This is a genomic window from Marinobacter sp. CH_CUG1437-1, assembly GCF_037029655.1.
GTDB lineage: Bacteria > Pseudomonadota > Gammaproteobacteria > Pseudomonadales > Oleiphilaceae > Marinobacter > Marinobacter salsuginis.
This window is the reverse complement of the sequence record NZ_JAYMEW010000003.1, coordinates 40,460-65,737: the sequence shown is the minus strand read 5'-3', so window position 1 is coordinate 65,737 and position 25,278 is coordinate 40,460. Positions and strand designations below refer to the sequence as shown.

General features: G+C 58.0%; 24 protein-coding genes. 11 read left to right on the top strand and 13 right to left on the bottom strand.

The window, feature by feature from the left end:
* Nucleotides 1–200: 200 nt before the first annotated feature.
* The gene (locus WA411_RS09030; protein ID WP_291906565.1) at nucleotides 201–1,733 is read left to right on the top strand and encodes a cryptochrome/photolyase family protein; all 1,533 of its coding nucleotides are present in this window, start codon (nucleotides 201–203) and stop codon (nucleotides 1,731–1,733) included.
* A gap of 15 nt (nucleotides 1,734–1,748) precedes the next feature.
* On the opposite strand, the gene WA411_RS09025 is transcribed toward WA411_RS09030, so the two are convergent.
* The 7 genes from WA411_RS09025 to WA411_RS08995 all read right to left on the bottom strand — a co-directional run bounded on the left by WA411_RS09025 (nucleotide 1,749) and on the right by WA411_RS08995 (nucleotide 9,743).
* Entirely contained in the window at nucleotides 1,749–2,867 is a 1,119-nt protein-coding gene (locus WA411_RS09025; protein ID WP_069181798.1) for an ABC transporter ATP-binding protein, read from the bottom strand.
* Nucleotides 2,868–2,885: 18 nt separating this feature from the next.
* The gene (locus WA411_RS09020) at nucleotides 2,886–3,755 is read right to left on the bottom strand and encodes a carbohydrate ABC transporter permease (RefSeq protein ID WP_069181799.1); all 870 of its coding nucleotides are present in this window, start codon (nucleotides 3,753–3,755) and stop codon (nucleotides 2,886–2,888) included.
* Nucleotides 3,748–4,674 (bottom strand): carbohydrate ABC transporter permease, encoded by a 927-nt coding sequence (locus tag WA411_RS09015; RefSeq protein WP_136629281.1) that lies wholly within the window; start codon nucleotides 4,672–4,674, stop codon nucleotides 3,748–3,750. The genes WA411_RS09020 and WA411_RS09015 overlap by 8 nt, the downstream gene beginning before the upstream one ends.
* A gap of 53 nt (nucleotides 4,675–4,727) precedes the next feature.
* Nucleotides 4,728–5,987 carry an ABC transporter substrate-binding protein gene (locus tag WA411_RS09010; RefSeq protein WP_291906570.1) on the bottom strand — a complete coding sequence of 420 codons (1,260 nt, stop codon included), beginning with the start codon at nucleotides 5,985–5,987 and terminating at the stop codon, nucleotides 4,728–4,730.
* Between the two features lie 36 nt (nucleotides 5,988–6,023).
* Nucleotides 6,024–7,463, bottom strand: coding sequence for a carbohydrate porin (locus WA411_RS09005; protein ID WP_291906572.1), 1,440 nt, complete (start codon nucleotides 7,461–7,463; stop codon nucleotides 6,024–6,026).
* A gap of 110 nt (nucleotides 7,464–7,573) precedes the next feature.
* Entirely contained in the window at nucleotides 7,574–9,040 is a 1,467-nt protein-coding gene (locus tag WA411_RS09000) for an ATP-binding protein (protein WP_291906573.1), read from the bottom strand.
* The gene (locus WA411_RS08995; protein WP_291906574.1) at nucleotides 9,027–9,743 is read right to left on the bottom strand and encodes a response regulator; all 717 of its coding nucleotides are present in this window, start codon (nucleotides 9,741–9,743) and stop codon (nucleotides 9,027–9,029) included. The genes WA411_RS09000 and WA411_RS08995 overlap by 14 nt, the downstream gene beginning before the upstream one ends.
* A gap of 120 nt (nucleotides 9,744–9,863) precedes the next feature.
* Here WA411_RS08995 and WA411_RS08990 point away from each other — a divergent pair, with 120 nt between their 5' ends.
* Nucleotides 9,864–11,108: a substrate-binding periplasmic protein gene (locus WA411_RS08990; protein ID WP_291906575.1), complete on the top strand. Its 1,245-nt coding sequence runs from the start codon at nucleotides 9,864–9,866 to the stop codon at nucleotides 11,106–11,108.
* A gap of 34 nt (nucleotides 11,109–11,142) precedes the next feature.
* Here the strand turns inward: WA411_RS08990 and WA411_RS08985 are convergent, their stop codons facing one another.
* Nucleotides 11,143–12,831, bottom strand: coding sequence for an HAD family hydrolase (locus WA411_RS08985; RefSeq protein WP_291906577.1), 1,689 nt, complete (start codon nucleotides 12,829–12,831; stop codon nucleotides 11,143–11,145).
* A 126-nt stretch (nucleotides 12,832–12,957) separates the two neighbouring features.
* Between WA411_RS08985 and WA411_RS08980 the strand changes: the two genes are divergently transcribed.
* The 5 genes from WA411_RS08980 to WA411_RS08960 all read left to right on the top strand — a co-directional run bounded on the left by WA411_RS08980 (nucleotide 12,958) and on the right by WA411_RS08960 (nucleotide 17,091).
* Nucleotides 12,958–13,797, top strand: a complete 840-nt coding sequence (locus tag WA411_RS08980; protein WP_291906579.1) for a cytochrome c oxidase assembly protein — start codon at nucleotides 12,958–12,960, stop codon at nucleotides 13,795–13,797.
* Complete coding sequence (locus WA411_RS08975; RefSeq protein WP_291906581.1) at nucleotides 13,794–14,387, top strand: SCO family protein; 594 nt, start codon at nucleotides 13,794–13,796, stop codon at nucleotides 14,385–14,387. The genes WA411_RS08980 and WA411_RS08975 overlap by 4 nt, the downstream gene beginning before the upstream one ends.
* A 74-nt stretch (nucleotides 14,388–14,461) precedes the next feature.
* Nucleotides 14,462–15,376 carry a cation diffusion facilitator family transporter gene (locus WA411_RS08970; RefSeq protein ID WP_291906583.1) on the top strand — a complete coding sequence of 305 codons (915 nt, stop codon included), beginning with the start codon at nucleotides 14,462–14,464 and terminating at the stop codon, nucleotides 15,374–15,376.
* 54 nt (nucleotides 15,377–15,430) lie between these two features.
* Nucleotides 15,431–15,577, top strand: coding sequence for a DUF2256 domain-containing protein (locus WA411_RS08965; RefSeq protein ID WP_083231714.1), 147 nt, complete (start codon nucleotides 15,431–15,433; stop codon nucleotides 15,575–15,577).
* Entirely contained in the window at nucleotides 15,574–17,091 is a 1,518-nt protein-coding gene (locus WA411_RS08960) for an FAD-binding domain-containing protein (RefSeq protein ID WP_291906587.1), read from the top strand. Before WA411_RS08965 ends, WA411_RS08960 begins: the two co-directional genes overlap by 4 nt.
* 14 nt (nucleotides 17,092–17,105) lie before the next feature.
* Here the strand turns inward: WA411_RS08960 and WA411_RS08955 are convergent, their stop codons facing one another.
* The 4 genes from WA411_RS08955 to WA411_RS08940 form a co-directional block, all read right to left on the bottom strand.
* Entirely contained in the window at nucleotides 17,106–17,618 is a 513-nt protein-coding gene (locus tag WA411_RS08955; RefSeq protein WP_069181809.1) for a hypothetical protein, read from the bottom strand.
* Nucleotides 17,619–17,742: 124 nt separating this feature from the next.
* Nucleotides 17,743–18,489, bottom strand: coding sequence for a copper resistance protein B (locus WA411_RS08950; RefSeq protein WP_291906591.1), 747 nt, complete (start codon nucleotides 18,487–18,489; stop codon nucleotides 17,743–17,745).
* Nucleotides 18,486–20,234, bottom strand: coding sequence for a copper resistance system multicopper oxidase (locus tag WA411_RS08945; protein WP_209400231.1), 1,749 nt, complete (start codon nucleotides 20,232–20,234; stop codon nucleotides 18,486–18,488). The genes WA411_RS08950 and WA411_RS08945 overlap by 4 nt, the downstream gene beginning before the upstream one ends.
* A 37-nt stretch (nucleotides 20,235–20,271) precedes the next feature.
* The gene (locus WA411_RS08940; RefSeq protein ID WP_209400229.1) at nucleotides 20,272–20,799 is read right to left on the bottom strand and encodes a cupredoxin domain-containing protein; all 528 of its coding nucleotides are present in this window, start codon (nucleotides 20,797–20,799) and stop codon (nucleotides 20,272–20,274) included.
* A 200-nt stretch (nucleotides 20,800–20,999) separates the two neighbouring features.
* Between WA411_RS08940 and WA411_RS08935 the strand changes: the two genes are divergently transcribed.
* From WA411_RS08935 to WA411_RS08920, 4 genes are all read left to right on the top strand, one after another.
* Nucleotides 21,000–21,665, top strand: a complete 666-nt coding sequence (locus WA411_RS08935) for a response regulator transcription factor (RefSeq protein ID WP_209400227.1) — start codon at nucleotides 21,000–21,002, stop codon at nucleotides 21,663–21,665.
* Nucleotides 21,652–23,007: an ATP-binding protein gene (locus WA411_RS08930; protein WP_291906595.1), complete on the top strand. Its 1,356-nt coding sequence runs from the start codon at nucleotides 21,652–21,654 to the stop codon at nucleotides 23,005–23,007. The genes WA411_RS08935 and WA411_RS08930 overlap by 14 nt, the downstream gene beginning before the upstream one ends.
* On the top strand, nucleotides 23,004–23,462 hold the full coding sequence (gene cadR, locus WA411_RS08925) for a Cd(II)/Pb(II)-responsive transcriptional regulator (protein ID WP_069181818.1): 459 nt from the start codon (nucleotides 23,004–23,006) through the stop codon (nucleotides 23,460–23,462). The genes WA411_RS08930 and cadR overlap by 4 nt, the downstream gene beginning before the upstream one ends.
* An 87-nt stretch (nucleotides 23,463–23,549) precedes the next feature.
* A complete protein-coding gene (locus tag WA411_RS08920) occupies nucleotides 23,550–24,203 on the top strand; it encodes a cation transporter (protein WP_069181819.1) in 654 nt (217 codons plus the stop codon).
* Here the strand turns inward: WA411_RS08920 and WA411_RS08915 are convergent.
* Nucleotides 24,200–25,117: an AEC family transporter gene (locus WA411_RS08915; RefSeq protein ID WP_069181820.1), complete on the bottom strand. Its 918-nt coding sequence runs from the start codon at nucleotides 25,115–25,117 to the stop codon at nucleotides 24,200–24,202. The genes WA411_RS08920 and WA411_RS08915 overlap by 4 nt on opposite strands.
* Nucleotides 25,118–25,278: the final 161 nt, after the last annotated feature.

Sequence of the window (25,278 nt, the reverse complement as noted above, 5' to 3'; positions counted from 1 at the left end):
CGCTCTGGGGTATAACGGGGGCATCGAGGATTTGCCGGCATTCTAGGGCAATCCTTTGGCTGGCTTCTTGATTCGGGTCAGGTGACTGATGGTTTGAGTTTACCAGCCCGGAGACTGAACCACCCTTGGGCTCTTGGCGTACTTGGTTTACCCCTTTGTGGGCATAGCCCGCAGCTTACTGACTGGAGGATTCCCCCACCATGGCCAACCTGATTCTGATTCTCGGCGACCAGTTAACGAGAAACATCAGCGCTCTCGACAACGCCGACAAGGATCGGGATCTGGTGGTGATGGCCGAAGTTCATGACGAAGCCAGCTACACCAATCACCACAAGAAGAAGATTGTGCTGCTGTTCAGCGCCATGCGCCATTTTGCCCGGCAACTGGAGAGCGATGGCTGGCAGGTGCACTACCAGCCGTATCACCGGGACAACAAGCACCAGAGCCTCGAAGCGGTGGTTGGCGAGCAGGTGGAGCGTATGAACGCGGAAAAAGTCATCACCACCGAGTGCGGGGAATGGCGGCTGCACGAACAGATCAGTGGCTGGCATGAACGCCTCGGTGTGCCGGTGGAGATCCGCCCGGATACACGGTTCATTGCCACCAAGCAGGAATTTACGGACTGGGCCGAGGGCCGGAAACAGTTGCGGATGGAATTCTTCTACCGGGAGATGCGGCGCAAGACCGGTTTGCTGATGACCTCCGAAGGCGAACCGGAGGGCGGGCAATGGAATTTCGACGCCGATAACCGCAAGAAGTGGACCGGCAAGCCGCCGGCCCCGGCGACCTTTCGGGTGGAACCGGATGCCATTACCCGGGAGGTGATCGCGCTGGTGGACGAGCATCTTGCCGATCATTTCGGCACCACCGACGACTTCCACTTTGCCGTAACGGCGGAAGACGCACAGGCGGCGCTTGAGCACTTCATTGACTATGCCCTGCCCTGCTTTGGCGATTACCAGGACGCGATTTCCGACACCGAAGACTGGCTGTTCCATTCCATCCTGTCGCCCTATATCAACTCCGGGCTGCTGGATCCGGTGGCGGTTTGCGAAGCGGCGGCCCAGGCCTGGTATTCGGGACGGGCACCGATCAACGCGGTGGAGGGCTTTATCCGGCAGATCCTGGGTTGGCGGGAGTTTGTGCGGGGTATTTACTGGATGAACATGCCGGAGTATGCCCAGGAGAACCGCCTGGGTAACACCCGCGCCCTGCCCTGGTTCTACTGGACCGGCGATACGAAAATGCGTTGCATGCACAAGGCCATCGATGCCACCCGCCGCAACGCTTACGCTCATCACATCCAGAGGCTGATGGTCACCGGCAACTTCGCACTGCTGGCAGGCATCAAACCGGAGGAGATCTGCGACTGGTACCTGGCGGTCTACGCCGATGCCTATGACTGGGTGGAACTGCCCAACGTGCTGGGCATGGTGATGCACGCCGACGGCGGTTACCTGGGCTCCAAGCCCTACGCCGCCAGCGGGAAGTACATCCAGCGCATGTCGGATCACTGCTCGAACTGCCATTACAAGGTGAACAAGGCCACCGAAGAGGACGCCTGCCCGTTCAACGCCCTGTACTGGCATTTCATAGATCGCCATCGGGACGACTTCGCCAACAACCCGCGAATGGGCATGATGTACAGGAACTGGGACAAGCAAAAACCCGAGAAACGGGAAGCCTTGCTCCAGCGCGCCGAATACCTGCTGGCGAACGTGGAGCAACTTTAAAGCCGCAACAGCCTGTCAGTGCGGGGCGATCCGCTTTTCCGTGTCCGGATCGAAGAACACGACCTTTTTCATATCAAACATCAGCTCGGCAGTCTCGCCCCAGGTTACCGGGTGTTCCGGGTCGATCCGGCAATGGACGTTGGTATCGTTCAGCTGGATCAGAGCGATCACATCCGGGCCGGTGGGCTCGGTGACTTCAATCGTGAACTCACCTTTCGCCACCAGAGACTGGTCGTTCTTCTGATCCTGGGGCTGGGTGATGTGCTCCGGTCGGATACCGAGAATCACCTTTTTTCCAACCCGGTTGGCCAGGTAGTCCGGCACCGGAAGCCTGAGGGTGCCGCCATTGTTTCCCCGTACCTCGGCGTACAGCCCCTGTTCTCCCTGGGCCACTGTCACCGTCACAAAGCTCATGGCCGGCGACCCCATGAAACCGGCCACAAAAAGATTGGCAGGGGTGTTATAGACCTCTTTCGGAGTACCCAGCTGCTGCAGCTCGCCGTCCTTGAGCACGGCAATCCGGTCCGCCAGCGTCATGGCCTCGATCTGATCGTGGGTTACGTACACGATCGTGGTTTTCAGGCGCTGATGCAGCTTCTTGATCTCGGTACGCATCTCCACCCGCAGCTTGGCGTCCAGGTTGGACAGCGGCTCATCAAACAGGTAAATGCGCGGCCGCCGGGCCAGTGCCCGGCCCATGGCGACCCGCTGCTGCTGGCCGCCGGACAGGTTGGCCGGCTTCTTGTTGAGCAGCTGGGAGATTTGCAGCAAATCGGCCACCCGCTCCACTTCCTGATCGATCTCATGCTTTGGCAGACCGCGTATCTTCAGGCCGAAGGCGATGTTCTCACGCACGGACATAGTCGGGTAAAGGGCGTAGGACTGGAACACCATGGCGATGTCCCGGTCTTTGGGCTCCATGGTGGAAATGTCCTTGCCGTCGAGCACTATCGAACCGTCGCTAATCGTTTCCAGACCGGCGATGGTGTTCATCAGCGTGGACTTGCCACAGCCGGACGGGCCCACAAGAATGATGAATTCACCGGAGGCGATGTCGATGTCGATCCCCTTGAGGGTTTCCTCGGCCACGCCCGGATAGGTTTTGCGGATGCTCCGCAGTTCCAGTTGAGACATTGTTGTTATCCTCTCAGATCAACCTTTCACAGATCCGGCGGTCAGACCCCGGATGAAATATTTGCCGGCGACGATGTAGACCACCAGTGTGGGCAGCGCCGCGATCATGGCTGCCGCCATATCCACGTTGTATTCCTTTACTCCGGTACTGGTGTTGACCAGATTGTTGAGCGCCACGGTGATGGGCTGGCTATCACCGCTGGCGAACACCACGCCAAACAGGAAGTCGTTCCAGATCTGGGTGAACTGCCAGATCAGCGACACCATGAAAATCGGCGTGGACATGGGCAGCAGGATGCGGAAGAAAATGGTGAAGAAGCCGGCACCGTCCAGGCGCGCTGCCTTGATCAGGGCATCTGGAATGGCCACGTAATAGTTCCTGAAGAACAGCGTGGTGAAGGCCACCCCATAGATCACGTGCACCAGCACCAGACCAGTTGTGGTGTTGGCCAGGCCCAGTTTCCCGAGGGTGGCTGCCATCGGTAACAGAACCACCTGGAACGGCACGAAGCAGCCGAACAGCAGCATGCCAAAGAACAGGTCAGAGCCCTTGAACTTCCACTTGGAGAGCACATAGCCGTTGAAGGCACCCAGCAACGTGGAAATCAGTACCGCGGGCACGGTCATCTTGAAGGAATTCCAGAAATACCCGCTGATCCCTTCGCACTGGACCCCGGTACAGGCCTCGGACCAGGCTTTGGTCCAGCCGATGGTCGTCCACTCCGTGGGCAGGGCCATCAGGTTGCCGGTACGGATATCCATGGGTGTCTTGAAGCTGGTCACCAGCATGATGAACAGCGGAATCAGATAGACCAGGGCGGCCAGGAGCAAGAGCCCGTAGATGGCCACGCGGCTGGGACGAAAGCCCGTGCGAACGACATCAGTCATGGCGTTTCTCCCTTAGTTCCGAGTACAGGTAGGGCACGATCAATGCCAGGATGGCGCCAAGCATCAACATGGCACTGGCGGAACCCAGGCCCATCTGGCCGCGGGTGAAGGTGTGGGCGTACATGAATACCGCTGGCAAGTCGGTGGAATAGCCCGGTCCACCGGCGGTCATGGCCATCACCAGGTCAAAGCTCTTGATCGCAATGTGGGCCAGTACCATGACGGCACTGAAGAATACCGGTCGCAGGGACGGCAGGATGATTTTCCAGTAGATCAGCGGCAGGCTGGCGCCATCGACACGGGCGGCCCGGATAATGGATGAATCCACACCGCGCAGCCCCGCCAGGAACAGGGCCATGACGAAGCCGGAGGCCTGCCAGACCGCGGCCATCACGATGGTATAGATGGCCATGTCCGAGCTAACCAGCCAGTCGAAACTGAACGACGTCCAGCCCCAGTCATGCATCAGCTTTTCCAGCCCTAGGCTGGGATTCAGGATCCATTTCCAGACGGTGCCGGTGACAATCATCGACAGGGCCATGGGGTAGAGATAGATGGTGCGGATGGCACCTTCCTGGCGAATCCGCTGATCCAGGAAAATCGCCAGTATCACGCCAATAACCAGGCAACTGAGAATGAAAAGGCCGCCAAAGATGCCCAGATTGACAGAGGCGGTCAGCCAGCGGTCGTTGGCCATCAGCTTGGCGTACTGATCGAAGCCGACAAAGTCATAAACCGGCAGGAAGCTGGAGCTGGTGAACGACAGAACGCCGGTCCAGAGCATGTAGCCGTATATGCCAACACCGATAAGAACGAATGTGGGTGCCACAACCAGCTTTGGCAGCCAGCGCTGCAACGCGTCCAGAAAGCGTGACGGCGCCCGGGCCACCCTGGCAGGTTGGCGTTGAGTGTGTTCCATGATGAGTCTCCCGAGAGGATCGGGGGCCACCCGGACGGGCGGCCCCTACCGGATCAGAGCGCCGCCTGGATGGCCGCTGCCAGCTGATCGGTGGCCGTGGCCGGATCCTTGTTATCGGAGTTCACGAAGTTGGTGACAACGTCAAAGATCTGGCCCTGCACATAGCTGGTGGTGGCCAGGCCATGGGCAAAGCTGGGCACCAGTCCGCCGTCGTCAGCACTGCTTTTGAACGTGTCCATGGACGCCTGGGCGCAGGTGTCAAAGCCGGACATGTCCATGTCGGTACGGACCGGGATCGAGCCCTTGGCCTTGTTGAACACGGTCTGGAACTCTGGCTCCATGATCGTGCGGGCCAGGTCTTTCTGCGCCATGGTGTTGTCCTCATCGCTGAGGCTGAACATGGCGAACGAGTCGACGTTGAAGGTGAACTGCCCACCAGTACCCGGGGCCGGGGCACAGATGTAATCCTCACCAGGAGTCAGGCCAGCAGCGGTGAACTCTCCCTTGGCCCAGTCGCCCATGATCTGCATGGCCGCCTCGCCTCGAATAACCATGCCGGTGGCGGTGTTCCAGTCACGGCCGGCTGCATTGTCATCCACGTAGCTCATCACCTTGGCAAACTCGGCGAAGACCTCTTCCATCTGTGCGCTGTTAATCACGTCCATGTCGTGCTCAACGAAGGCGCTGGCAAAGTCTTCCGGGCCCATGACCGCGAGAGCCACGGCCTCGAAAACCGTTGCGTCCTGCCAGGGCTGGCCACCATGGGCCAGGGGAACAATGCCATCGGCTTTCAGCTTCTCGGCCGCGGCGTAGAATTCTTCGAGGGTCGTGGGCAAGGAAACCCCGGCGTTCTCAAGTACCTCCGGGTTGGCCCAGAGCCAGTTAACCCGGTGCACATTCACCGGTACGGCGACATAGCTGTCCTCGTACTGCATGACATCGGCAATCACCGGCGGAATCAGCTGGTCCCAGTTGTTGGCCTCGGCCACATCATCAAGGCTGGTCAGAAAGCCCAGCTTGGCCCACTCCCGGATATCCAGGCCCTTGATCTGGGCGGCAGCCGGCGGGTTGCCGGAGACAGCGCGGGTCTTGAGCACGGTCATGGCCGCTTCACCGCCACCACCGGCCACGGCAAAGTCTTTCCAGGTGTGGCCCTGATCTTCCATCATTTCCTTCAGTGCAGCCGCGGCCCGGGCTTCACCACCAGCGGTCCACCAGTGCAGAACTTCTACTTCGCCCGCCTGGATGGCCTGGGTGGGAAGCAACGCTGCAGATACGGCTGCAGCGGCAAGCGTTTTTTTGAACTTAGTCATGGTCAATTCCTTCCTGTTTTGTTGTCCAGATCAGGTTCAGAACCAGATTTCCATCTGGGTACCAAAGGTCCACTGACTGCTTTCGAAATCACTGTCGACGCCAAGTGCATCGCCAGCAGCGTAGGTTTCAAGCTCGTCATCCCAGGTGGAGTAACTTGCAAACACGCGGATTTCCGGACGGTTCCAGAACCCGCCGACCTGGGGCTTGAAGGTGGGCGCTACCGTAAAACGGCTGTAGTCGCCATCCACGGAATTTCTACCCTGGTAGCCGAGGGTGGTGAGATCCATGGTTTGCCAGGAGGCCTCGTACTGCATTTCAAAATTCGCACTCAGCTCCTGGGCAATGCGGGCGTTGAAGGTCAGCCACTGGTATTCGTCGCCCTTGATGTAGCGATCCTCACTGGTTTCCGCCAGAATCGCCGGCGCAAACCGCCAGCTTTCGCTGAGATACGTGGTGCCGTAGACAGCAACACGGGTGCTGACTGCATCCTCATGCAGGTCGCCATCAGCGCCGATGTTCTTGGTTTCGGCCCCCAGGCCGGTGCCATGGATGACCGCGGCCTTGAAGTTACCGTCTGACAGCCCGAAGAAACTGTCCCCGTGATACGCCAGCATGGTGTGCAAGCCGGTTTCGGCGGCTTCAGTGACACCACCAACCACGCGGAGATCGTTTTCCTGGGCCTTCATGCCATTGATTAGAAACTGCACGTTACCGAAGTAGTTATTGGCGGTAAGGATCAGGTTGTCTGTGTCTGATGTGATGTCCTGGTCCTGAATGTCGGAAGGGAATTCCAGAAAGCTTCGGCCGTAGAGGGAGAAGTTGGACTTTACGCCGTCCGCAAAGGTCACGTCGTAGACGCCCGCGCCCAGACCACCCAGAAAAACGATGTCGCTGTCGAGCCAGTGGATATCGAAATTCAGGTCCCGGTCAAAACGCTTGCCAGCCCAGATCGCGGCCTCCTCGAAAACACCGGAAAAACTGGCCAGGTTACTGAATTCCACGTAGGCCTGACGAACGTTCAGGGCGCCATCGCCGGCGGTCCAGTCATTCGAGGACGTTGTGGAATCGGCGATCATCAGCCGGTAGTGGGATCTGGTACCGTTCTCGGCCACCTGTTTGTAGTTCAGGATGGCTTCAAGGTAGGTATCAGGCTCATTGCCGAGGCGGCCCACAGCGCCACCAACGGAGCCTGCGGGGGTCAGGTAAGGACCACCCTGTGCGCTTTGCAGGTCGCCATTGAGAAGCAGCCCGGACCGGGCATAGGTATTGAACGAAAAGCCCTCCAGGCCACTGGCCTTCGGCTCCACCTCGGCCAGCTTTGCCTCAAGGGCCGCGAGCCGCTCTTCGACCGTCTGGTCCTGGGCCTGCGCCTGTCCGGCCATCAGACCCAGCGATGCCAGGCCAACCGCAGTGGGCAACAGGCGTGCGATAGGTGTTCTTTTTGCAGGGGTAGTGCCATCGATAACATTGAGCATTCTTGACTCCTTGTTTTTGTTTTATTGGCAACGATGGAGTCTATGGCAAGAAACGAACGCTCTACGTATCAAAGGGAAATAGCCATGTAACAGGGTTGTTACATGGGCTGTCAGTGGCGCGGCAAGCTAAGTTCAACATGCAGCCCACCGGCGGAGCGGTTACTGATCTCCAGGTCACCGCCATGGCTTTGTGCGATGTTACGGGCTATTCCCAGACCGAGACCAAAACCCTGGTGCTGGTTTTTATCCAGCCGGTAATAGGGCTCGAAGATGCGGGACAACTGTTCCTCGGAAACACCGGGGCCCTCATCCTCCACGTGGATCACCAGTTGGCCCGCCATGTCTTCAATTCGCACCAGGGCTTTATTGCCATACTTGACGGCGTTATCCACCAGGTTTCCAAGGCATCGTTTCAGAGCCAGAGGCTTGCCCCGATAAGGGCTGCAGTGGCCCTGCACGATCACCCTGTCGGGCCCGTAGCCCTGATAGGCTTCTGCCATTCCCCGAAGCATACGCTCCACATCCACGGGCTCGGCATTTTCGTGTATATCGGTGTCTTTCATGGACTGGAGGGCATTTTTTGCCAGTAGCTCCAGCTCATGGAGATCAGCCTCCAGGCGTTCGCGCATAACGTCGTCGTCAATCAGATCCACCCGCAAACGCAAGCGGGTGATCGGGGTTTTGAGATCGTGGGAAATGGCACGGAACAGCTGATTCCGGTCGCTGATGTAACTTTGCAATCGGCGACGCATGGTATTGAAGCTTCGGGTCACTGCCCGAATCTCAGCACTGCCCTTTTCCACCAGTGGGGGCTGATCATCCTCCAGGGGCAGATCCCGGGCGGCCTTGGCGAGCTTGCGTAACGGCCGTGTCTGTTGTCGTATCAGCCATGCCAGTACCGGGAACAGTATGGCGATCATTACCACCAGGAACAGGACCTGCTGCCCGGGTATACCCTCATCCTCAAGTGACACGAAGGGGGCCGGCAGTGCCGCGGCCAGGTACAACCATTCGCCGTCTGCGACTTCAACCTGGGTAACCAGGACCGGTGGATTCAGGGGCTCCAAGGTCAGTGCATAGTGGGCCCAGGACTGTGGCAGCGCATCAAGTGGCAGCTCAGTGTTCAGGATCCTCAAATCGGCTGGATCGACAAAGTCGACGTAGAGGTTGATCTCATTACCCAGTCTTTTGCGAAGTACCGTTTCGACCTCTTCCGTCACCAGCCGTTTCCGCTCAGTGTCGGGTAAAGGTTCCATATCGATACGCTTGTCATTGAGAGAGACAAAGAAGCGGGTCCCGCCCATGTCCCGTAGCTGATCGAGCACGATATGCCGGTATTCCAGCGGAAGCGAATTGAAGAACTGGGCCGTTGCAGCAGCCGACTGCGCCAGGTTACGGGTGGTGGCCACCAGACCCTCAACCTGCTGGGCCCGGAATGTGGCAATCCAGGCGGCGCTGGAAATAATCTGGGCACTCGCCATTGCCAACAGCGTAAGCAGAAGTACCCGCCCGAGCAGTGAGGAGGGAAACCAGCGCCAGTTTCTTTCTTCCGATCGACTTTCCCTACTCGGAAACATGGGTCACCGTTGCCGCCAGAAGGTAGCCGGCGCCCCGCACAGTCTTGATCAGTCTGGGATTACGCCCCTGATCGCCCAACCGTTGCCGTAAACGACTCACCGCCACATCCACCACCCTGTCCAGGGGCATGGATTCACGGCCACGGGTAACGTCAGAAATAGTGTCACGGTCCAGCACTTCATTGGGATGACTGAGAAACAGCTGGAGCAGGGCAAAGTCTGCACCGGACAGCGCCGTGCCCTGCTGATTCTCGTCGATCAGTTCGTGGGCCAGGGTATCCAGCCGCCAGCGATCAAAGACGACGTAGCGGGGGTTGTCGGATCGACTGAAGCTCGCCCTGCGAAGGAGCGCCTTGACTCGGGCCTGAAGCTCCCGGGCACTGAAGGGTTTGGCGAGGTAGTCATCGGCGCCCAGCTCTAGCCCAACAACCCGATCAGTTTCGTCGGAGCTTGCCGTGAGCATGATGATCGGAACCCGACTGTGTTCACGAATCTGCCGGCACAGGGTAAAACCGTCATCGCCGGGCAACATGACATCCAGAACAATCAGGTCAACATGAGCCGAATCCAGCTGTTGACGCATCTGATCGCCTTCGCCCGCGGTCCTGACCTCATACCCTACCCGGGTCAGATGCTCCTCCAGCAGCTCACGGATCGCAGCGTCGTCATCCACTACCAGTATCGATGCTTTTCTTTCATTCATGGGTTGGACTTTGTTGTTATTCATACCTATCAGAATATGTCCTAACGTTGTGCAGCAAAAGCCCCACATTGGTGCTAGCCTGACGTTAGGATTGTCAACATCACGGATGCTGCCTTCACGATGAACCTTCGACTCGCTCTGAGTCTGACAACAATACTGTATTCAACCGTGTGTCAGGCCCAGCCTCCGACACTGAACCTCTACACTTTCGAAAGCCCACCCTATCAGGTGGCGAGCCAGGAAAAGGGTGGAGGCAATCGAATTTCCGGCGAAACCGCAGACACGGTGGTTTGTGCCGCAAACCGCGCTGGCTGGGCAACGCGTATTCGGATTACGCCCCAGAATCGCGCCATACATTCGCTGGAACGCAATATGATCGATGGCTATTTTGCCATTGATCCCTCCGCAGAACTCGACAACATAGCCAGGCGCAGCGATCCGGTGGCTCTGGAGAAATGGTACTTTTTTACCGGGGGCAATAAAGCGTTTACCAATAACCTGCGAATCGGAGTCGTGGCCGGCAGCAACGAAGAAGCCTGGCTGGAAGCCAACGGCTATGCCATTTTCCTGAGCGTGTCTTCGCCGTCGCAGTTGCTTGCGCTGCTCAAACGCGGCCGAATCGATACGGCACTGATGGATGAGCGAGTCATGAACCGTTTGCGTTACGAAAACGATTCCGAAGCCACGCAGCTCACTGCAAACTTTGTCCGTTACGCGCCGCTTTACCTGTACCTGAGCGAAGCCTTCGTTTCCGAATATCCTGATTTTCTTGGCACTTTCAACCGTACTCTGAACAGTTGCATGGCCGGTCAGCTCGCACTATCCGAAGAGGAAACACGCCGCATCACGGAACTATCGGGGCGCCTGTTCAAAGAAATGAACAGCGTTCTGGACATAAACCAGATCATTGAGGCAGGCCCCAGGCAGGAAAGCTTTACCGATGTGATGACCATCGACAGTCAGTGGCAAGCGCTGGTGCCGGTCACAACGCCGGATCTGGCCGAAAGGATCCTCGCGCTGCCGGGCTCCAGGGCACTTCTGGCCTGGCAGGAGTCTCACAGGGGCCTTGTTACTGAGGTAATGCTGATCAACGACATGGGAACTTTGGCCGCAATGAGCCAGCTCACATCCGACTACTGGCAGGGAGACGAACCCAAGTTCCAGAGGGTAATGGAAAACCGGGTCACCGGCACCGAAGCCGAAAGGCGGCTGTACATATCCCCGATTCGCTATGACACCTCCGCGGCCCGATTTCAGATCACCTCCAGCACGCCAGTGGTACCCGGCCACGGGAAGTCAGCCATCGGCGTGGCTGTAATCGGTCTCAGCATCGAGGAAGCACTCAGCCAGGTTGAACAGTACTGACCATTCTGGTCGCCTTCCCAGGTTCCGCCCTAATTCAAGGTGGCCCTACCTCGCAGGCCAGCACTAGCGCCCAGAACTCCGAGAAGTCATTAACTACCACGTCCGGTTTATCCGGGTGCTTGTGGGTGCCCGGGAAAATCTTGTTCAGCCAGGGCAGGTCCCATTGGGCGCCGTTGAAAAAAACCGAGGTGAGGCCGGCGCGCTTGGCGGCAATCACGTCGGTGGTGCTGTCGCCCACATACCAGACGCTCGGATCCGGCGGATAGTCCAGCTTCTGAACCGCCAACAGCAGTTGATCGGGGTGCGGCTTTCGCAGGGGCGTGTCGTCGCCGCAGACATCGACATCAAACAGATGAGTCCATCCAGTGTCTTCCACAGCCGTCAGCTCATGCTCGAAAAACTCGCGATCCCGATTGGTAATAACGCCCACCTGGATACCAAGCCGTCTTAAACCTTCAAGAACCTCCCGAACCTTCGGTTCAAAGGCCTTCACGGTACCGTAGTGCTTTCGATAGTGATGATTGAACGCCTTGTGGGCGACCTGTTTGGCTTCCTGATCGTCCCCGAACAGCACCTCAAAGATATCGGTCCTCGAAATTTTCCGGTCTGCCTTCACCTTCGGGTGCAACTTCGCAAACTCCCGCACGTAGGCAACCAGCTTCACGTCTTCCGGGGTCTTGCTGTCTTCCGGCGCCACCATGCGGTCCATCAGTTTGAGTTTGTGGAAATCCGGCAGCATGTCATCCACCGCGTGGTACATGGCGTCCAGGGTATCCACCAGGGTGGCGTGCCAGTCGAACAGGATGACCGCCGGGCGAATGAGCTTGACCACCGCCGGGTGCCAGTCCGGCTCAATGCGGGGTTCCGGGCGCTGCGGCGGCGGGAAGGGCCTTGGGCGAACATCGGCAGGCGTCTGTTCAAAAGCTCCCGGCTGGCTCCGTTCAAGCAGGGCCAGCAGGTCCATCAGGTCTTCAAAGCTGTCCAGAATGGCCGCGGGGGCGTCCCGGTGGGAAAACCAGCTGTCGATCCGGCCGGATTCCCAGCAGGCCCCGTTGTAGAACACGCCCGACACGCCCGCTTTGTTGGCGGTGAGCATGTCAACGTAGCTGTCACCCACGTACCAAGCCTTTTCATCGGCCGGAAGATCGAGCTTCTCAAGCGCCTTCAGGATCACCTCAGGGTCGGGTTTGTACTCGGTGACATCATCGGCGCAGACCGTGGCATCAAACAGGTTGCGCCATCGGCCCTCGTCCACCGTCTGTAATTCCCGGTCCAGAAACTCCCGGTTCCGGTTGGTGGAGACCGCCAGTCGGATTCCCATGGCTTTCAGGGCGGAGAGGTACTCGTAGGCCCCAGGCTGGAACGGCTTTACCTGACCGAAGTATCGCCGATAGGCCTCGTTATAGGCCTTGTGGGCGATCAGTTTGGCGCCTTTGTCATCACCAAAGATGGCGTTGAAGATGTCGGTCCTCGACACCCGGCGCTCCGCCAGGATACGTGGATGCAGCCGCCGGAAAATCCGGATGTAGCGCACCAGGCGCGCATCGTCCGATGTTCGGCATTTGTCCTCGGGCAGCAGCCGTTCCACCAGCCCCAGATCCTCCAGCTGCGGCAGCATGTCTTCCATGGCACTGAACATGGCATCGTGAGTGTCTACAAGCGTGCCGTGCCAGTCGAAGATCAACACCGACGGCGCTGAAATGGAATCGCAAAATCGGGCCATGCCCCGTCTCCGTCAGAAGTTTCCTGAAGCCGGCCTTGAAATCCGCCGCCGGGCCGGCAAAACTCGGCGGTACTGACAAGAAAGATAAACCCGGTTTCCAGTGCGTGCACGCATCGAGTCCGATCCATGCCAATATCGAGCTACCTGCTGCCCTACGATTTTTCGCCTCTGACCCTGCTCAGCTACATGCTGGTGCTCGGGTTTTATGGTGTCGCGATACTGAAGATGCCGGAGAAAGAGCGACCGGGATCGGGCCGAATTATCACTTTCACACTCGGCTTGATGCTCTGTTACGGGGTGATGCAGACCCGATTCGACTACTACTCCCAGTACATGTTTTTCGTTCACCGGGGGCAGCATCTGATTCTTCATCACCTGGGGCCAATACTGATCGCGCTGTCCAATCCGCTGCCAGTGATGCGCTTCTGGTACCAGAAGATGTCACCGTCTTTGCGCTACTGGCTACAACCATTTGGCTGGATTTACCGGGTATTGCAGCAGCCCTTTATCGCCTCGTTTCTGTTCGTGGGGCTGATCTATTTCTGGCTCTGGCCGCCCATCCATTTTGACGCCATGCTGAGCCGGCAGCTCTACTGGATCATGAACTGGAGCATGTTGCTGGATGGTCTACTGTTCTGGTGGCTGATCTTCGACCCCCGGTCGCCGGCCATTACCAACGCATTGGGTTACGGCAAGCGTATTCTGCTGCTGGCGCTGGTAGCCATTCCCCAAATGGTACTCGGGGCCTGGATCGTCTTTTCCCGGGGCATGGTGTACGACGTGTACGAAGTATGCGGCCGGGCATGGCCCATGCCTCCGGAAACCGACCAGTTATTAGGCGGTCTGCTGACCTGGATCCCCCCGGCCATGATGAGCATTATTGGCATTCTGATCGTGCTCCGCCGGGCCATGCATGAAGATGGCAAATTTCCCAGGCGCCGCTCTCTGGCAGGAGGAAACGCATGAACCGAACGCTGCCACTGTGGTTCGTCTTCATTGCCCTGGCACTCGCTGGCTGCGGCGGCGATGAGAAAAGCTGGCATGGCAAGGACATATCGGGCCTGATGCCCGAGCTCCAGTTCCAGCTGGAGGGCACCGATGGGAAAACCGTGACTCCTGATGACTCACAAGGCAACATCCGGCTGGTGTATTTCGGCTTTACCTCCTGCCCCGATGTCTGCCCAACCACGCTGACCGATCTGCGCCGCTCGGTTCAGCAACTGCCCGCAGAGTATCAGGACGATGTCACCACCCTGTTCGTCAGCGTTGACCCGCGCCGGGATACCCCCGAACGCCTGGCCAGTTACGTAAGCTTCTTCGGGGAAGGAATCGTTGGCCTCACCGCCGAAGAACCCACGCTTCGAAAGCTCGCCAAACGCTACCGGACCACCTTCGGTTATGACCAGCCCGACGCCAACGGCAACTACAACGTCTCCCACAGCAGCGCCGTTTATGTGTTCGATCGCAGTGGCAGCGCCCGGCTGCTGCTACGCCCCGGCCTATCACCCGAGCAGATCAGTGAAGATCTGGCCCAGCTGGCGAAGGAGTCAGGTTAATCTGATTCTTGACCCTGTAGCTACTACAGGGTTTTGAATGCTCACCAGACGCATCAGAAAATGGAGAGCAGACAATGCACAGCCACCACGATCACGGTCACGGGCACGGCCATGCGCAAAATTTCGACACCCACAACCGCTCGTTTGCGCTGGCCGTCGTGCTCAACGTGGTCTTTGTTGCCATCGAGGCAGTCTACGGTGTCCTGTCCGGATCCCTGGCCCTGCTGGCTGATGCCGGCCATAACCTGAGCGATGTGCTAGGCCTCATCATGGCCTGGGTTGCGAGCTGGATGGCCACAAAGAAAGCGACCGACCGGAACACCTACGGACTGAAAAAATCCACGATCCTGGCAGCCCTGTTCAATGCGCTTTTTTTGATCGCAGCCGTTGGCGGCATTGCCTGGGAAGCCATTGGCCGCTTCAGCGAACCGGCGGAGGTTACCGGTTTGACCGTCATCGTGGTCGCCGGCATCGGGGTCGTTATCAATGGCCTCACGATGCTACTGTTCATGAAAGGCCAGGAGGGTGACCTCAACATCCGCGGCGCGTTCCTGCACATGGCTGCAGACACGGCGGTGTCCGTTGGCGTTGTGGTTGCCGGACTTGTGATCATGTTTACCGGCCTCAACTGGATAGATCCTCTCGTAAGTCTCGTGATCGCAGCCGTGATCTTTCTGGGAACCTGGCGGTTGCTGAAAGATTCCCTCAATCTGGCAGTGGACGCGGTACCGAGAGAGATCAACCCGGAGCAAGTTCTCGATAGCCTCAAGGAACTGCCCGGCGTTGAATCGGTTCATCACCTCCATATCTGGGGGCTAAGCACAACGGAAAACGCCCTCACGGTGCATCTGGTAAAGCCTGACCCGGCCAGTGACGATAAGGTCATCGAGCAGGCCACCCGCATGCTGGCAAGCGACTTCAACATCCATCACGTGACCATCCAATGGGAGCGCGAGGCCGGTAGTTGCCCAACACTTGCCTACTGCTGATCCCCGCGTGTGAGCCGGACGTACTATGGCCAGAAACCTGAACGGAGCCCGCTAGTGCCCCACAAAAAGCTCAACCTGCCCGAAAAGACCTGCCCGGTCTGCCAGCGGCCCTTTAAGTGGCGGAAAAAATGGGCCAAAGACTGGGACAACGTGCGCTACTGCAGCGAACGTTGCCGGCGTGAAAGGAGCGCATCGTCATGACCACCGTGGTGTGGTTCAAGCGCGACCTTCGCACCCGTGATCATGCCCCGCTGGTGGCGGCAGCCGCCCTGGGAGAGCCGGTCATACCCTTGTACGTCATCGAAGATGAGTACTGGCAACTGCCGGACACCAGCGGCCGCCAATGGGCGTTTATCCGGGATTCTCTGGACGACCTGGACCGGCAGTTGCGCAAGGCCGGCAGTCAGCTGCTGGTACTGCGAGGGTCGATGATTGATGCCCTCAAGCAAATTCAGGCCCACCAGCCAATTAACCGCATCTTCTGCCATCAGGAAACCGGCGGGCAGTGGACCTACGAGCGTGACAGGTCGGTGATTGGCTGGTGCTCGGAGAACCATGTGGAGTTCCGGGAGTGGAACCAGTTTGGCGTGGTTCGTCGCCTGAGCGACCGGGATGTCTGGGACAGGGCCTGGACCGAGCTGATGCGGCAACCGTTGCAGGACGCTCCGACTGTAATTCCGACATCGGATACGTTGAAGACCCTTTGCGCTGGCGACAATCACAAGGCTTTTGAAGTACCTGACGAGTGTCCGGACCGCCAGATGGGTGGGAGCGCAAGAGGCGAAAAGCTCCTGACCTCGTTCCTGGATCGCCGTTGCGTCGGCTACCAGTACAACATCTCCAGCCCGAACACCGCCGTAAGAGCCTGCTCGCGCCTGAGTCCGCACATTGCCTATGGCACTGTCAGCCTGCGGGAGGTCTACCAGGAGGCCAAGAGCACCGGCAATCACCGCAACACCCTGCCCCGGAAAAAGAAAAGCCTGACCAGCTTCCGGTCCCGGCTGCACTGGCACTGCCACTTTATCCAGAAACTGGAAGATGAGCCCGAGCTGGAATTTCGGGCCATGCACCGGGAAATGGAGGCGCTTAAATCGGGACCTAACGATTCCGAGCGCCTGCAGCGCTGGCAGGAAGGCCAGACCGGCTGGCCCCTCGTGGACGCCAGCATGCGCGCACTGGCCCATTCGGGCTGGATCAATTTCCGGATGCGCGCCATGTTAATGGCAATCGCCAGCTATCAGCTCTGGCTACACTGGCGGGACCCGGCCCTTCATCTGGCCCGCCTGTTTACCGATTTCGAGCCGGGCATTCACTATTCACAGACCCAGATGCAGTCTGGCCTGACCGGCATCAACGCCCTTCGCATCTACAACCCGGTGTTGCAGAGCCAGAAACTGGATCCAGAAGGCGAATTCATCCGGCGCTGGATCCCGGAGCTGTCGGGCGTGCCCAGTGAAATGATCCACACGCCCTGGCTGATGACTCCGGCCCAGAAAGAGCGTTATGGCGGCAATACCTACATCTCACCGGTGTGTGACCATGAGCAGGCGGCCCGGGTTGCCCGCAAGGCGGTTGGCGACTTTCGCAAGCAGCACGTCAGCAAGGCAGAAACAGACCGGGTGCTGGTCCGCCACGGCAGTCGCAAGGGGCCTGTCCAGAAACGCCCCGGCGTGCCAGCGAAGCAGCCGCCCGATCAACTGTCACTGTTTGACTAGAGGGCAGGAACACATCAGTTGCGGTTCATTTGCCGCTGATGCTCCAGCATTTGCTCCATCATCATCTGCATCTGGTTCATCCGGTTCTCCATCATCTGAAGACGCTGCTCGTTGTCCATCCCCGGACCACCAGAGCGATTCCCCTGGGCATTACCGGACTGCTTTTTACCCTGGCCCTGATTATTCATCATGCCCTGGTTGTTCATCATGCCCTGGCCATTACCCATCATTCCTTGGCCACTGCCCATCATGCCGGGGCCCATCATGCCGCCACGCATCATCTGCATGTGCTCCTGCATGTATTCCATGTGTTGCTCGCGCAGTCTCTGGCGTTCAGCGTTGGAATTGGCATTCCGCATTTCCTGCATCATGGCCTGCATCCGTGCCATGTTTTCATTCATCTGCTGCACTTGTTCCTCGGTCATCATGCCGCCGCGAGGCATTTGCCCCGAGTTTCCCTGTGCAAAAGCAAAGGCAGGCAAAGCAACGAGCACGGAACACGCTACAAAACGGGTTAATCTGTTCATAAGATCCTCCTTATCGGCTGCAACTCTGTGCATCCTTCTCAGTAAAGACCATGAAACTGAATTGAAACTGAAAATTTGACCGCTGGTTCGGTTTAGCCCCTTCTTGTTGACCTATGTCATTCGGTTAGAAGGCGATTCGCGCACCAACAACGGCAAACCAGTCTTCGGTACTGCCGCCCTCGGCCTCAGCCAGGTCGGCGGTGTCGCCGTATTTGCGTTCGTGCACCACACCAATGTAGGGCGACACGGCCCGGTCGATGAGGTCATAGCTCAACCTGAGGCCGGCCTCTGTTGAGCTAAGCCCCTTACCCAGGCCAATCTCCCGATCCTCACTGAATGCCACCGTTGCATCCAGAGCAGCGGAGAGAATCCAGTGATTGGTGAGCAACAACTCGTATTCGGCATCTACCTCCGCCGATGTATCTCCCTCATCACTGACGTACAGGCTCGCGTCCACTTCGAACCATTGTGGCGCCAAGCCGGTTACCCCAAGAACCGCATAGGTGCGATCGGGTCCTTCCGGCGTGTCGAACCGAACGCCCGCCTTGGCATCGAAAAACTTGGAGATGGGCGTCTGCGCAACCAGCTGGTTTTCCAGGCCCTCATAGGCCTGTTCTTCGATGGCATACTCGCCCTTACTCAGCCAGCGGAACTTGAGCTCGTCGGTGCCATAGAACACGTCGGATTTCCAGACACCAAGCTCCTCATCCGAATCGCTGTAACGGTACTCCAGCTCCTCGAACTGCACACCCCAGGTCGCCAGGGGCTGCTTGCGGGCAGTGGTGTCCTGGATCATGGTCTGGGCCGTCGCCGGCGTTGACACTACCAACGAGCTCAATAGCCCCAGAGTCAGGAATTGCACACGGCTCATGCTTCACCTCCATTGTCGGCAACAGTGTCAGTTTTGGCCTGAGTCGTGTCGGGACCACCCTCGACAATCACCTTGCGGAACATACCCGCGGCCGCATGGTAGGAAAGATGGCAGTGGAAGGCCCACTGTCCCGGCTCGTCCACCTCGGTTTCCATATAGACAGTGGTGCCAGGCTGAACACTGATGGTGTGCTTGATGGGGTTCCACTGATCGGCGCCGACATCAAGAATGGACCACATGCCGTGCAGGTGCATGGGATGAGTCATCATGGTTTCGTTCACAAACTTGAAGCGGACACGTTCGCCATACTGCAGGCGGATCGGGTCAGCGTCCTCGTATTTCACACCGTTGATGCTCCAGGTGTAACGCTCCATGTTGCCGGTGAGCTTCAGCTCGATCTCGCGAGTCGGTTCGCGGTCCTCATAAAGGGGGTTCTGTGCCCTGAGATCAGCGTAGGACAGGAACTTTCCGCCGTTGGCGGCGACCGGCACAATTCCACTGCCTTCGGCGTAGAAAGGATCGCTGGCACCATTGCTGGACATCATCATGCCGCTGTGATCCATGCCCGCCATGTTTGAATGATCCATCCCCGACATCTCAGACCCATTCATACTTCCCATGGCAGAATGGTCCATACCTGCCATATCACCGGAACCGCTCATATCCATGCTTCCGTGATCCATGCTTCCGTGATCCATACCGTGCATGCCGGCCATATCGGCCATGGTCAGCCGAGCCGGATCGCGCAATTCGGGAACCACACCTTCCATGCCTTCTTCTGGTGCCAGTGTTGCCCTTGCATAACCCGAACGCCCCATGGATTCAGCAAAGATGGTGTACGCCTGTTCATCGCGGGGACGAACGATGACGTCATAGGTCTCAGCCACGCCGATGCGGAACTCGTCCACGTTTACGGGCTGGACATTGTTGCCGTCAGCCTGAACCACCGTCATGTTCAGACCCGGGATACGAATATCGAAGTAGGTCATTGCCGACGAGTTGATAAAGCGCAGCCGGATTCTCTCTCCTGGCTCAAAAATACCCGTCCAGTTCTGGTCAGGACCCTTGCCGTTGATCAACGCGGTAAACCCCTGCAGGTCCTCGACATCCGCCTTCATCATCCGCATATCGCCCCAGGCCATCCGATCCTTCAGGGTATTCATGAAGCCATGCTCGGCGGCATCGGAGAAGAACTCGCCAACGGTCTGCTGCTGGCGGTTGTAGTAGTCCGGCATCATCTTCAGGTTGCGCATGATGCGATCCCCGGAGTGCGGGTGTTTGTCAGTCAGCTGAACCACATATTCGCGGTCATAACGGAACGGCTCGCGGCCTTCCGGTTCGATAACAATGGCACCGTAGGCACCATCCGGTTCCTGAAAACCGGAGTGGCTGTGAAACCAGTAGGTGCCTGCCTGTTGGATGGGGAACCGGTAGGTAAAGGTTTCACCCGGCTTGATACCCGGGAAACTGATGCCGGGCACGCCATCCTGTTGATAGGGCAGGATAAGCCCGTGCCAATGGATGGAGGTCATTTCATCAAGATTGTTGGTGACATTGATGGTCACCTCTTCGCCCTGCTTGAAGCGCAAAACGGGTCCCGGGGATTCGCCGTTATAGCCAATGCCCTCTTTGACAAAATCGCCGGTATCAATCTGGACCCGGTCCACTGTCAAGTTGTATTCACCAGCCAGGCCAAACGCCGGCATCAGCAAGGCCGCAAGGCCTGCCAGAAAGGATTTCTTCATGGTTGACTACTCTCAACTACGTCGTTGTTTGGAGGGATCAGTTGAAATTCACATCTCCGTACATGCCGGCCTGATAATGCCCGGGCACGTTGCAGGCAAACTCGATATTGCCCTCCTCGGAGAATTTCCAGACGATCTCTTTGCTCTTGCCGGGCTCAAGAAGAACGCTGTTGGGATCATCGTGCTTCATGGAGTGGCCGTTGCCCATGTCCATTTCCATCATGTCGTGATTGAGAGTTCCGCCCTGGATCACGCCATGTTCAACCATCATCATCATTTCTTCCTGATGGGCCTCATGCATATCGGGCGTGCCAATGTTGAACTCGTGAACAAGGTTGCCTTTGTTTTCAATAACAAAACGAACCGTTTCACCGGGAGTAACCTCGATGGACTCGGGCTCGTAATAGTTGTCGTGCATCTCAACGTTGATCGTTCGGCTGACCTCGGAGGCCTTGCCCGGCTCTCCGCTTCCTCCCCCGTGGCCACCGCTGTGGGCGCCGGCGGCAAAAGCCGTTGCTGACATGGTCATGGCTGTGGCGGCAACCAGAAATGCGGATGCGTTCATCTTGTATACTCCTGTGAATTGGTGAGACTCGAATGAACCATGGTTTGATTCGAAAATTGAGCAATATCCAGAAACGATGAATACCATCGCGCACAAACCTGAATCCTTTCTGAAAATGACGAATTATTTAGCGTTCAGGCTGGGTTCAGTTAACACAGGGATACTGAGTCGCTGAGGTTCACATTCTGAAGGACAGACTTATGCGTTTACTGCTCGTCGAAGATGACCGACTGCTGGCCGACGGTCTGGCCAGCCAACTTGAAAAGGCGGGTTTCAGTGTGGATTCAACGTTTACTGCCAAAGAAGCCTTGATGCTGGCAGAGCAGGAGGATTATCGGGCCGTTGTCCTGGATCTGGGCCTGCCTGACGGCAACGGACTGGACGTTCTGCGCAAGTGGCGGATGAACAGGGCCAGCTTCCCTGTCCTGATTCTGACTGCCCGAGGCGACTGGCAGGACAAGGTCAACGGACTAAAAGCCGGCGCCGATGACTACCTGGCCAAACCCTTCCAGACCGAAGAGCTGATTGCACGACTGAACGCCATCATTCGCCGGAGCGAAGGGCGGGTGCACTCTCTTGTGAAAGCCGGCAATCTCGAGCTGGATGAGAATCGCCAGAGCCTGAAACTGGCCGATGGCACAGAACACAGTCTCACGGGCACCGAGTTCCGCTTGTTACGTTGCCTGATGAGCCGACCAGGGCACGTGTTCTCGAAAGAGCAACTTATGGAGCAGCTCTACAACCTGAACGACAACCCCAGCGAGAACGTCATTGAAGCCTACATTCGCAGGCTCCGGAAACTGGTAGGCACGGACACCATCTCAACACGACGTGGCCAGGGGTACCTGTTCAATGACCTGGTTTAAAAAACCGGCATCCGTCAAGGGAACCCTGCTGGCACTGCTGCTGCCGGCCGGCATTCTTCTGATGGCTCTCGCATGGTTGGTGCACGGGCTGCTGCTTGACCGCATGTCCCGCCAATTCGTTGAAACCCGCCTGAAAGACGAAGCCGCTTTTCTCGAACATCAGATTCGCGATTCCAGTGGTCGGCTGGACACTTTACAGACCGGTGATTATTTCCAGGAAGTTTTTCACCACGCATTTGCGATCCATTCCGATACCCGAACCATTATCTCCCCGGAAACCTGGGCGCCACTTTTAATGCCGCTTGTAGAGTCCAGTCAGGAGGGTACGCTGCGGGTCAGTGGCGCCCAGATTGAGGAGGCGCCCTCAGATATCCTTGCTTACCGGAAGTCCTTTCGCGTGAACGACCAGCCCATCGTGGTGATCGTTTCTGAAGACCTTGGTGCCTTGAGCCGCAGTCAGGCCGAGCTTCATGCATGGACAGCCGTTGTTTCCCTGCTCCTGATCCTTCTGCTGGTTGGCGCACTCTGGCTGGGCATCAACCTGTCCATGCGGCCCGTCGTGAGCCTCAAGGCGGCATTGAGGCGGCTGCAGGATGGCGAGATATCACGGATTGATGTGAAAGCGCCTGAGGAGTTCCAGCCCCTGGTACTGCAACTCAACCAGTTACTCGACTCATTGGATCAGCGGCTGGAGCGTTCCCGGGACGCGCTGGCCAACCTATCCCACAGCGTAAAAACGCCCATCGCTGCCGTTCGCCAGATTCTGGAAGATACGGACCGACCTCTGGCCAACGATCTCAGACAACAGATGGCCGGCAGGCTCGACGATATCGACAGACAACTGGAAGCAGAAATGCGGCGCAGCCGTTTCGCCGGTCCACAGGTGGGCAAAAGCGCCTACCCTCTGAAGCAGGCCCGGGATCTTCTGTGGATGCTCGGCCGGCTGTACCCGGCAAAATCCTTTGAAATGTCGACCGTCCTGACAGAAGAAAGACGCTGGCCCATTGAGGAACACGACCTGAACGAGGTGCTGGGCAACCTTCTGGACAACGCCGGGAAGTGGTCCACCAGATTCGTGGAGCTGGGCCTGAACGAGGACCGGCAGGGATTTACCATTACCGTCAAAGACGACGGCCCCGGAATTCCTCCGGACGCGCTGGACACCCTGGGCACCCGCGGTCTGCGTCTGGACGAACAAACGCCGGGGCACGGACTGGGGCTTGCCATCGTGCGGGAGATTACAGAGCGCTATGGTGGTACCCTGAATTTCAGCGCCGACTCGATCGGAGGCCTCAAGGCCACGGTGCATTTTCCGGGTACAACCGGGGGGACCCCTCAGTGAAAATTGGCGAACTCGCAAAGACAACAGCCATTCCTGTTGAGACCATCCGCTACTACGAAAAGATCGGCCTGCTGCCGGAACCGGACAGGGACAGCAGCGGCTACCGCTCCTACCGCAATGCCCACCTGGACCGCCTCCTCTTTATCAAACGCTGTCGCAATCTCGATATGGCGCAGGACGAGATTCGTGAGCTGATCGGGTTGGCCGAGCAACCGGAGGCAGACTGCAGCGATGTAGACGCCCTGCTTGCGCGCCATTTGACTCACGTGCGTGAACGCTTGAGAGAACTGGCGAGCCTTGAAGAGACCCTCGTGCGGCTTCAGAAGGCCTGTACGGATGGCAGAACAGTCCGGGAGTGCGGCATTCTTGGAGAACTGAATTCCGAACTCGGTGCATTGGAGCCAGAAGATCGCCACAACCACGTGCCCGGCACCCATGGCCCCGGCCAAAAATGACCGGTGTGAAAAATTTCGGCGACAACTGTTGACCCTGTAGCAACTACAGGGTTTTCAATAGGGGGGATCTGGACGAAGGAGGTCTTTATGGCGTGCAGTTGTTCTGCCCCAGAACCCAAATCCCCGGCCCCGGGCTTTCGCAAAGCGTTATGGATTGCCTTGTGGGTGAACCTGGCCATGTTCGCCGTGGAGGGCATGGCCAGTCTTTCCTCGGGCTCTGTTTCGCTAATGGCGGATGCCATCGATTTCTTTGGAGACAGCGCCAACTACATTCTTTCCCTCACCGTACTGTCCATGGGTATGCTCTGGCGCGGACGAGCAGCCATGGTGAAGGGGATTACCATGGCCGTGTTCGGCCTTGTGGTCTGGGCCAGGGCAGTCTGGGTGGTGCAGGCTGGCATAACGCCAGAGCCGTTGACCATGGGGGCGGTAGGTCTGCTGGCACTTGCCGCAAACGTGAGCGTGGCAGCAATACTGTTCAAATTCCGTGAAGGCGACTCCGACATGCGCTCGGTCTGGCTGTGCAGCCGGAACGATGCCATCAGCAACATCGCCGTTATGGTAGCCGCCCTGGGTGTGTTCGGTACCGGAACCGCCTGGCCCGACCTGGTCGTTGCCGCGATCATGGGTACGCTGGCGATAACAGCCGGCATCAGTGTGGTGCGCCACGCCCGTAGCGACATCGCGGAAGCCAAGGCCTGCTCTGTTGAGCCGGCAGCGGCAGGCTCTAGCAACCGTTAGAACGCCAGCGAAATCATCACCGGAATGAACGCCAGGGCAAACAGCGTGGTAAGCAGGACGGTACCCGCTGCCTGCCTTGGCGAGGTATCCAGCAACGTGGCAATAACCACGGTGTTGGCGGCAATCGGGGTGATCGATATCAGGAACATGGCCTTGTGAACGGCCGGCTCGTAAATGCCCAGAACCGCGGAATCCACCCACCAGAACACGATAGCCACCAGGGGCCAGATCACAAACTTGCCGAAGAACGCCAGTGCCGTGAAACGGACATTGCCCGCCAGGCCGCGAAAGCTGGTGATGCTCATGCCGATGATCATCATGCCCAGAATGCTGTAGGCGCCGCGCAGGTTATCGAACAGCGGCACGAAGATATCCGGAATACCAACACCGGCCAGGTTCAGGGCGACGGCCGCCAGGAAGGCGTATACCGACGGCAGTTTCAACACCCGCCAGAGCGCATCCTTGATGCTGTAGCGTCCTCTCGCCGCCAGATAGAAGCCCACCGAGTTCTCGAACAGCGTGGTGCCCAGCATGCACACGATATAGAGCCCGAGCCCCTCTTCGCCAAACAGCAACAAGGCCACCGGCACGCCGAAGTACCCGGTGTTGCCGGACCCCACACACAGGGGAATGATGTTGGCACTGCCATCATCAAGCACCCGCCTGGCCAGCTTTAATTGCACAACGCCCAGAACAGAAGAAATCCCGAATACCAGAAACGGCAGCAGGATGACCTCGGGAGAAAGCGGAGCGGCCATAACCCCTGAAAACACCACAGATGGTGTCACGATATAGAGCATTATGCCGGCAATATGACGACCACTGGCCTCAAGGTAACGACCGGCGACCCAGCCCAGGGCGACCGTCACATAGAGCGGAATAAGCTTGAAGAAAAGGGCAAAGGCTGCGGCCATCGGGACTCCGTGAGGAAAGGGGGTAACTTCCAGCAACAGGTGCCGGAGTCTATCACTGAATGTTCGTCAGATCGCGATATCGACTCAGTGAAAAAGCCTTAATGATTTAAGTCATTTCAAAAGATGCTTCTCTGATACCATAATTCATCGAACACTCGTAA

What these genes read in the sequence shown, in the direction of transcription:
- WA411_RS08915 (WP_069181820.1), bottom strand. Translation starts at nt 25,117, where the DNA reads ATGGCCGCAGCCTTTGCCCTTTTCTTCAAGCTTATTCCGCTCTATGTG.
- WA411_RS09000 (WP_291906573.1), bottom strand. Translation starts at nt 9,040, where the DNA reads ATGTTTCCGAGTAGGGAAAGTCGATCGGAAGAAAGAAACTGGCGCTGG.
- WA411_RS08940 (WP_209400229.1), bottom strand. Translation starts at nt 20,799, where the DNA reads ATGAACGCATCCGCATTTCTGGTTGCCGCCACAGCCATGACCATGTCA.
- WA411_RS08920 (WP_069181819.1), top strand. Translation starts at nt 23,550, where the DNA reads ATGGCGTGCAGTTGTTCTGCCCCAGAACCCAAATCCCCGGCCCCGGGC.
- WA411_RS08930 (WP_291906595.1), top strand. Translation starts at nt 21,652, where the DNA reads ATGACCTGGTTTAAAAAACCGGCATCCGTCAAGGGAACCCTGCTGGCA.
- WA411_RS08990 (WP_291906575.1), top strand. Translation starts at nt 9,864, where the DNA reads ATGAACCTTCGACTCGCTCTGAGTCTGACAACAATACTGTATTCAACC.
- WA411_RS09005 (WP_291906572.1), bottom strand. Translation starts at nt 7,463, where the DNA reads ATGCTCAATGTTATCGATGGCACTACCCCTGCAAAAAGAACACCTATC.
- WA411_RS08935 (WP_209400227.1), top strand. Translation starts at nt 21,000, where the DNA reads ATGCGTTTACTGCTCGTCGAAGATGACCGACTGCTGGCCGACGGTCTG.
- WA411_RS09015 (WP_136629281.1), bottom strand. Translation starts at nt 4,674, where the DNA reads ATGGAACACACTCAACGCCAACCTGCCAGGGTGGCCCGGGCGCCGTCA.
- WA411_RS08975 (WP_291906581.1), top strand. Translation starts at nt 13,794, where the DNA reads ATGAACCGAACGCTGCCACTGTGGTTCGTCTTCATTGCCCTGGCACTC.
- WA411_RS08950 (WP_291906591.1), bottom strand. Translation starts at nt 18,489, where the DNA reads ATGAGCCGTGTGCAATTCCTGACTCTGGGGCTATTGAGCTCGTTGGTA.
- WA411_RS08985 (WP_291906577.1), bottom strand. Translation starts at nt 12,831, where the DNA reads ATGGCCCGATTTTGCGATTCCATTTCAGCGCCGTCGGTGTTGATCTTC.
- WA411_RS09020 (WP_069181799.1), bottom strand. Translation starts at nt 3,755, where the DNA reads ATGACTGATGTCGTTCGCACGGGCTTTCGTCCCAGCCGCGTGGCCATC.
- WA411_RS08960 (WP_291906587.1), top strand. Translation starts at nt 15,574, where the DNA reads ATGACCACCGTGGTGTGGTTCAAGCGCGACCTTCGCACCCGTGATCAT.
- WA411_RS08955 (WP_069181809.1), bottom strand. Translation starts at nt 17,618, where the DNA reads ATGAACAGATTAACCCGTTTTGTAGCGTGTTCCGTGCTCGTTGCTTTG.
- WA411_RS08970 (WP_291906583.1), top strand. Translation starts at nt 14,462, where the DNA reads ATGCACAGCCACCACGATCACGGTCACGGGCACGGCCATGCGCAAAAT.
- WA411_RS08995 (WP_291906574.1), bottom strand. Translation starts at nt 9,743, where the DNA reads ATGAATGAAAGAAAAGCATCGATACTGGTAGTGGATGACGACGCTGCG.
- WA411_RS09010 (WP_291906570.1), bottom strand. Translation starts at nt 5,987, where the DNA reads ATGACTAAGTTCAAAAAAACGCTTGCCGCTGCAGCCGTATCTGCAGCG.
- WA411_RS08980 (WP_291906579.1), top strand. Translation starts at nt 12,958, where the DNA reads ATGCCAATATCGAGCTACCTGCTGCCCTACGATTTTTCGCCTCTGACC.
- WA411_RS09025 (WP_069181798.1), bottom strand. Translation starts at nt 2,867, where the DNA reads ATGTCTCAACTGGAACTGCGGAGCATCCGCAAAACCTATCCGGGCGTG.
- WA411_RS09030 (WP_291906565.1), top strand. Translation starts at nt 201, where the DNA reads ATGGCCAACCTGATTCTGATTCTCGGCGACCAGTTAACGAGAAACATC.
- WA411_RS08945 (WP_209400231.1), bottom strand. Translation starts at nt 20,234, where the DNA reads ATGAAGAAATCCTTTCTGGCAGGCCTTGCGGCCTTGCTGATGCCGGCG.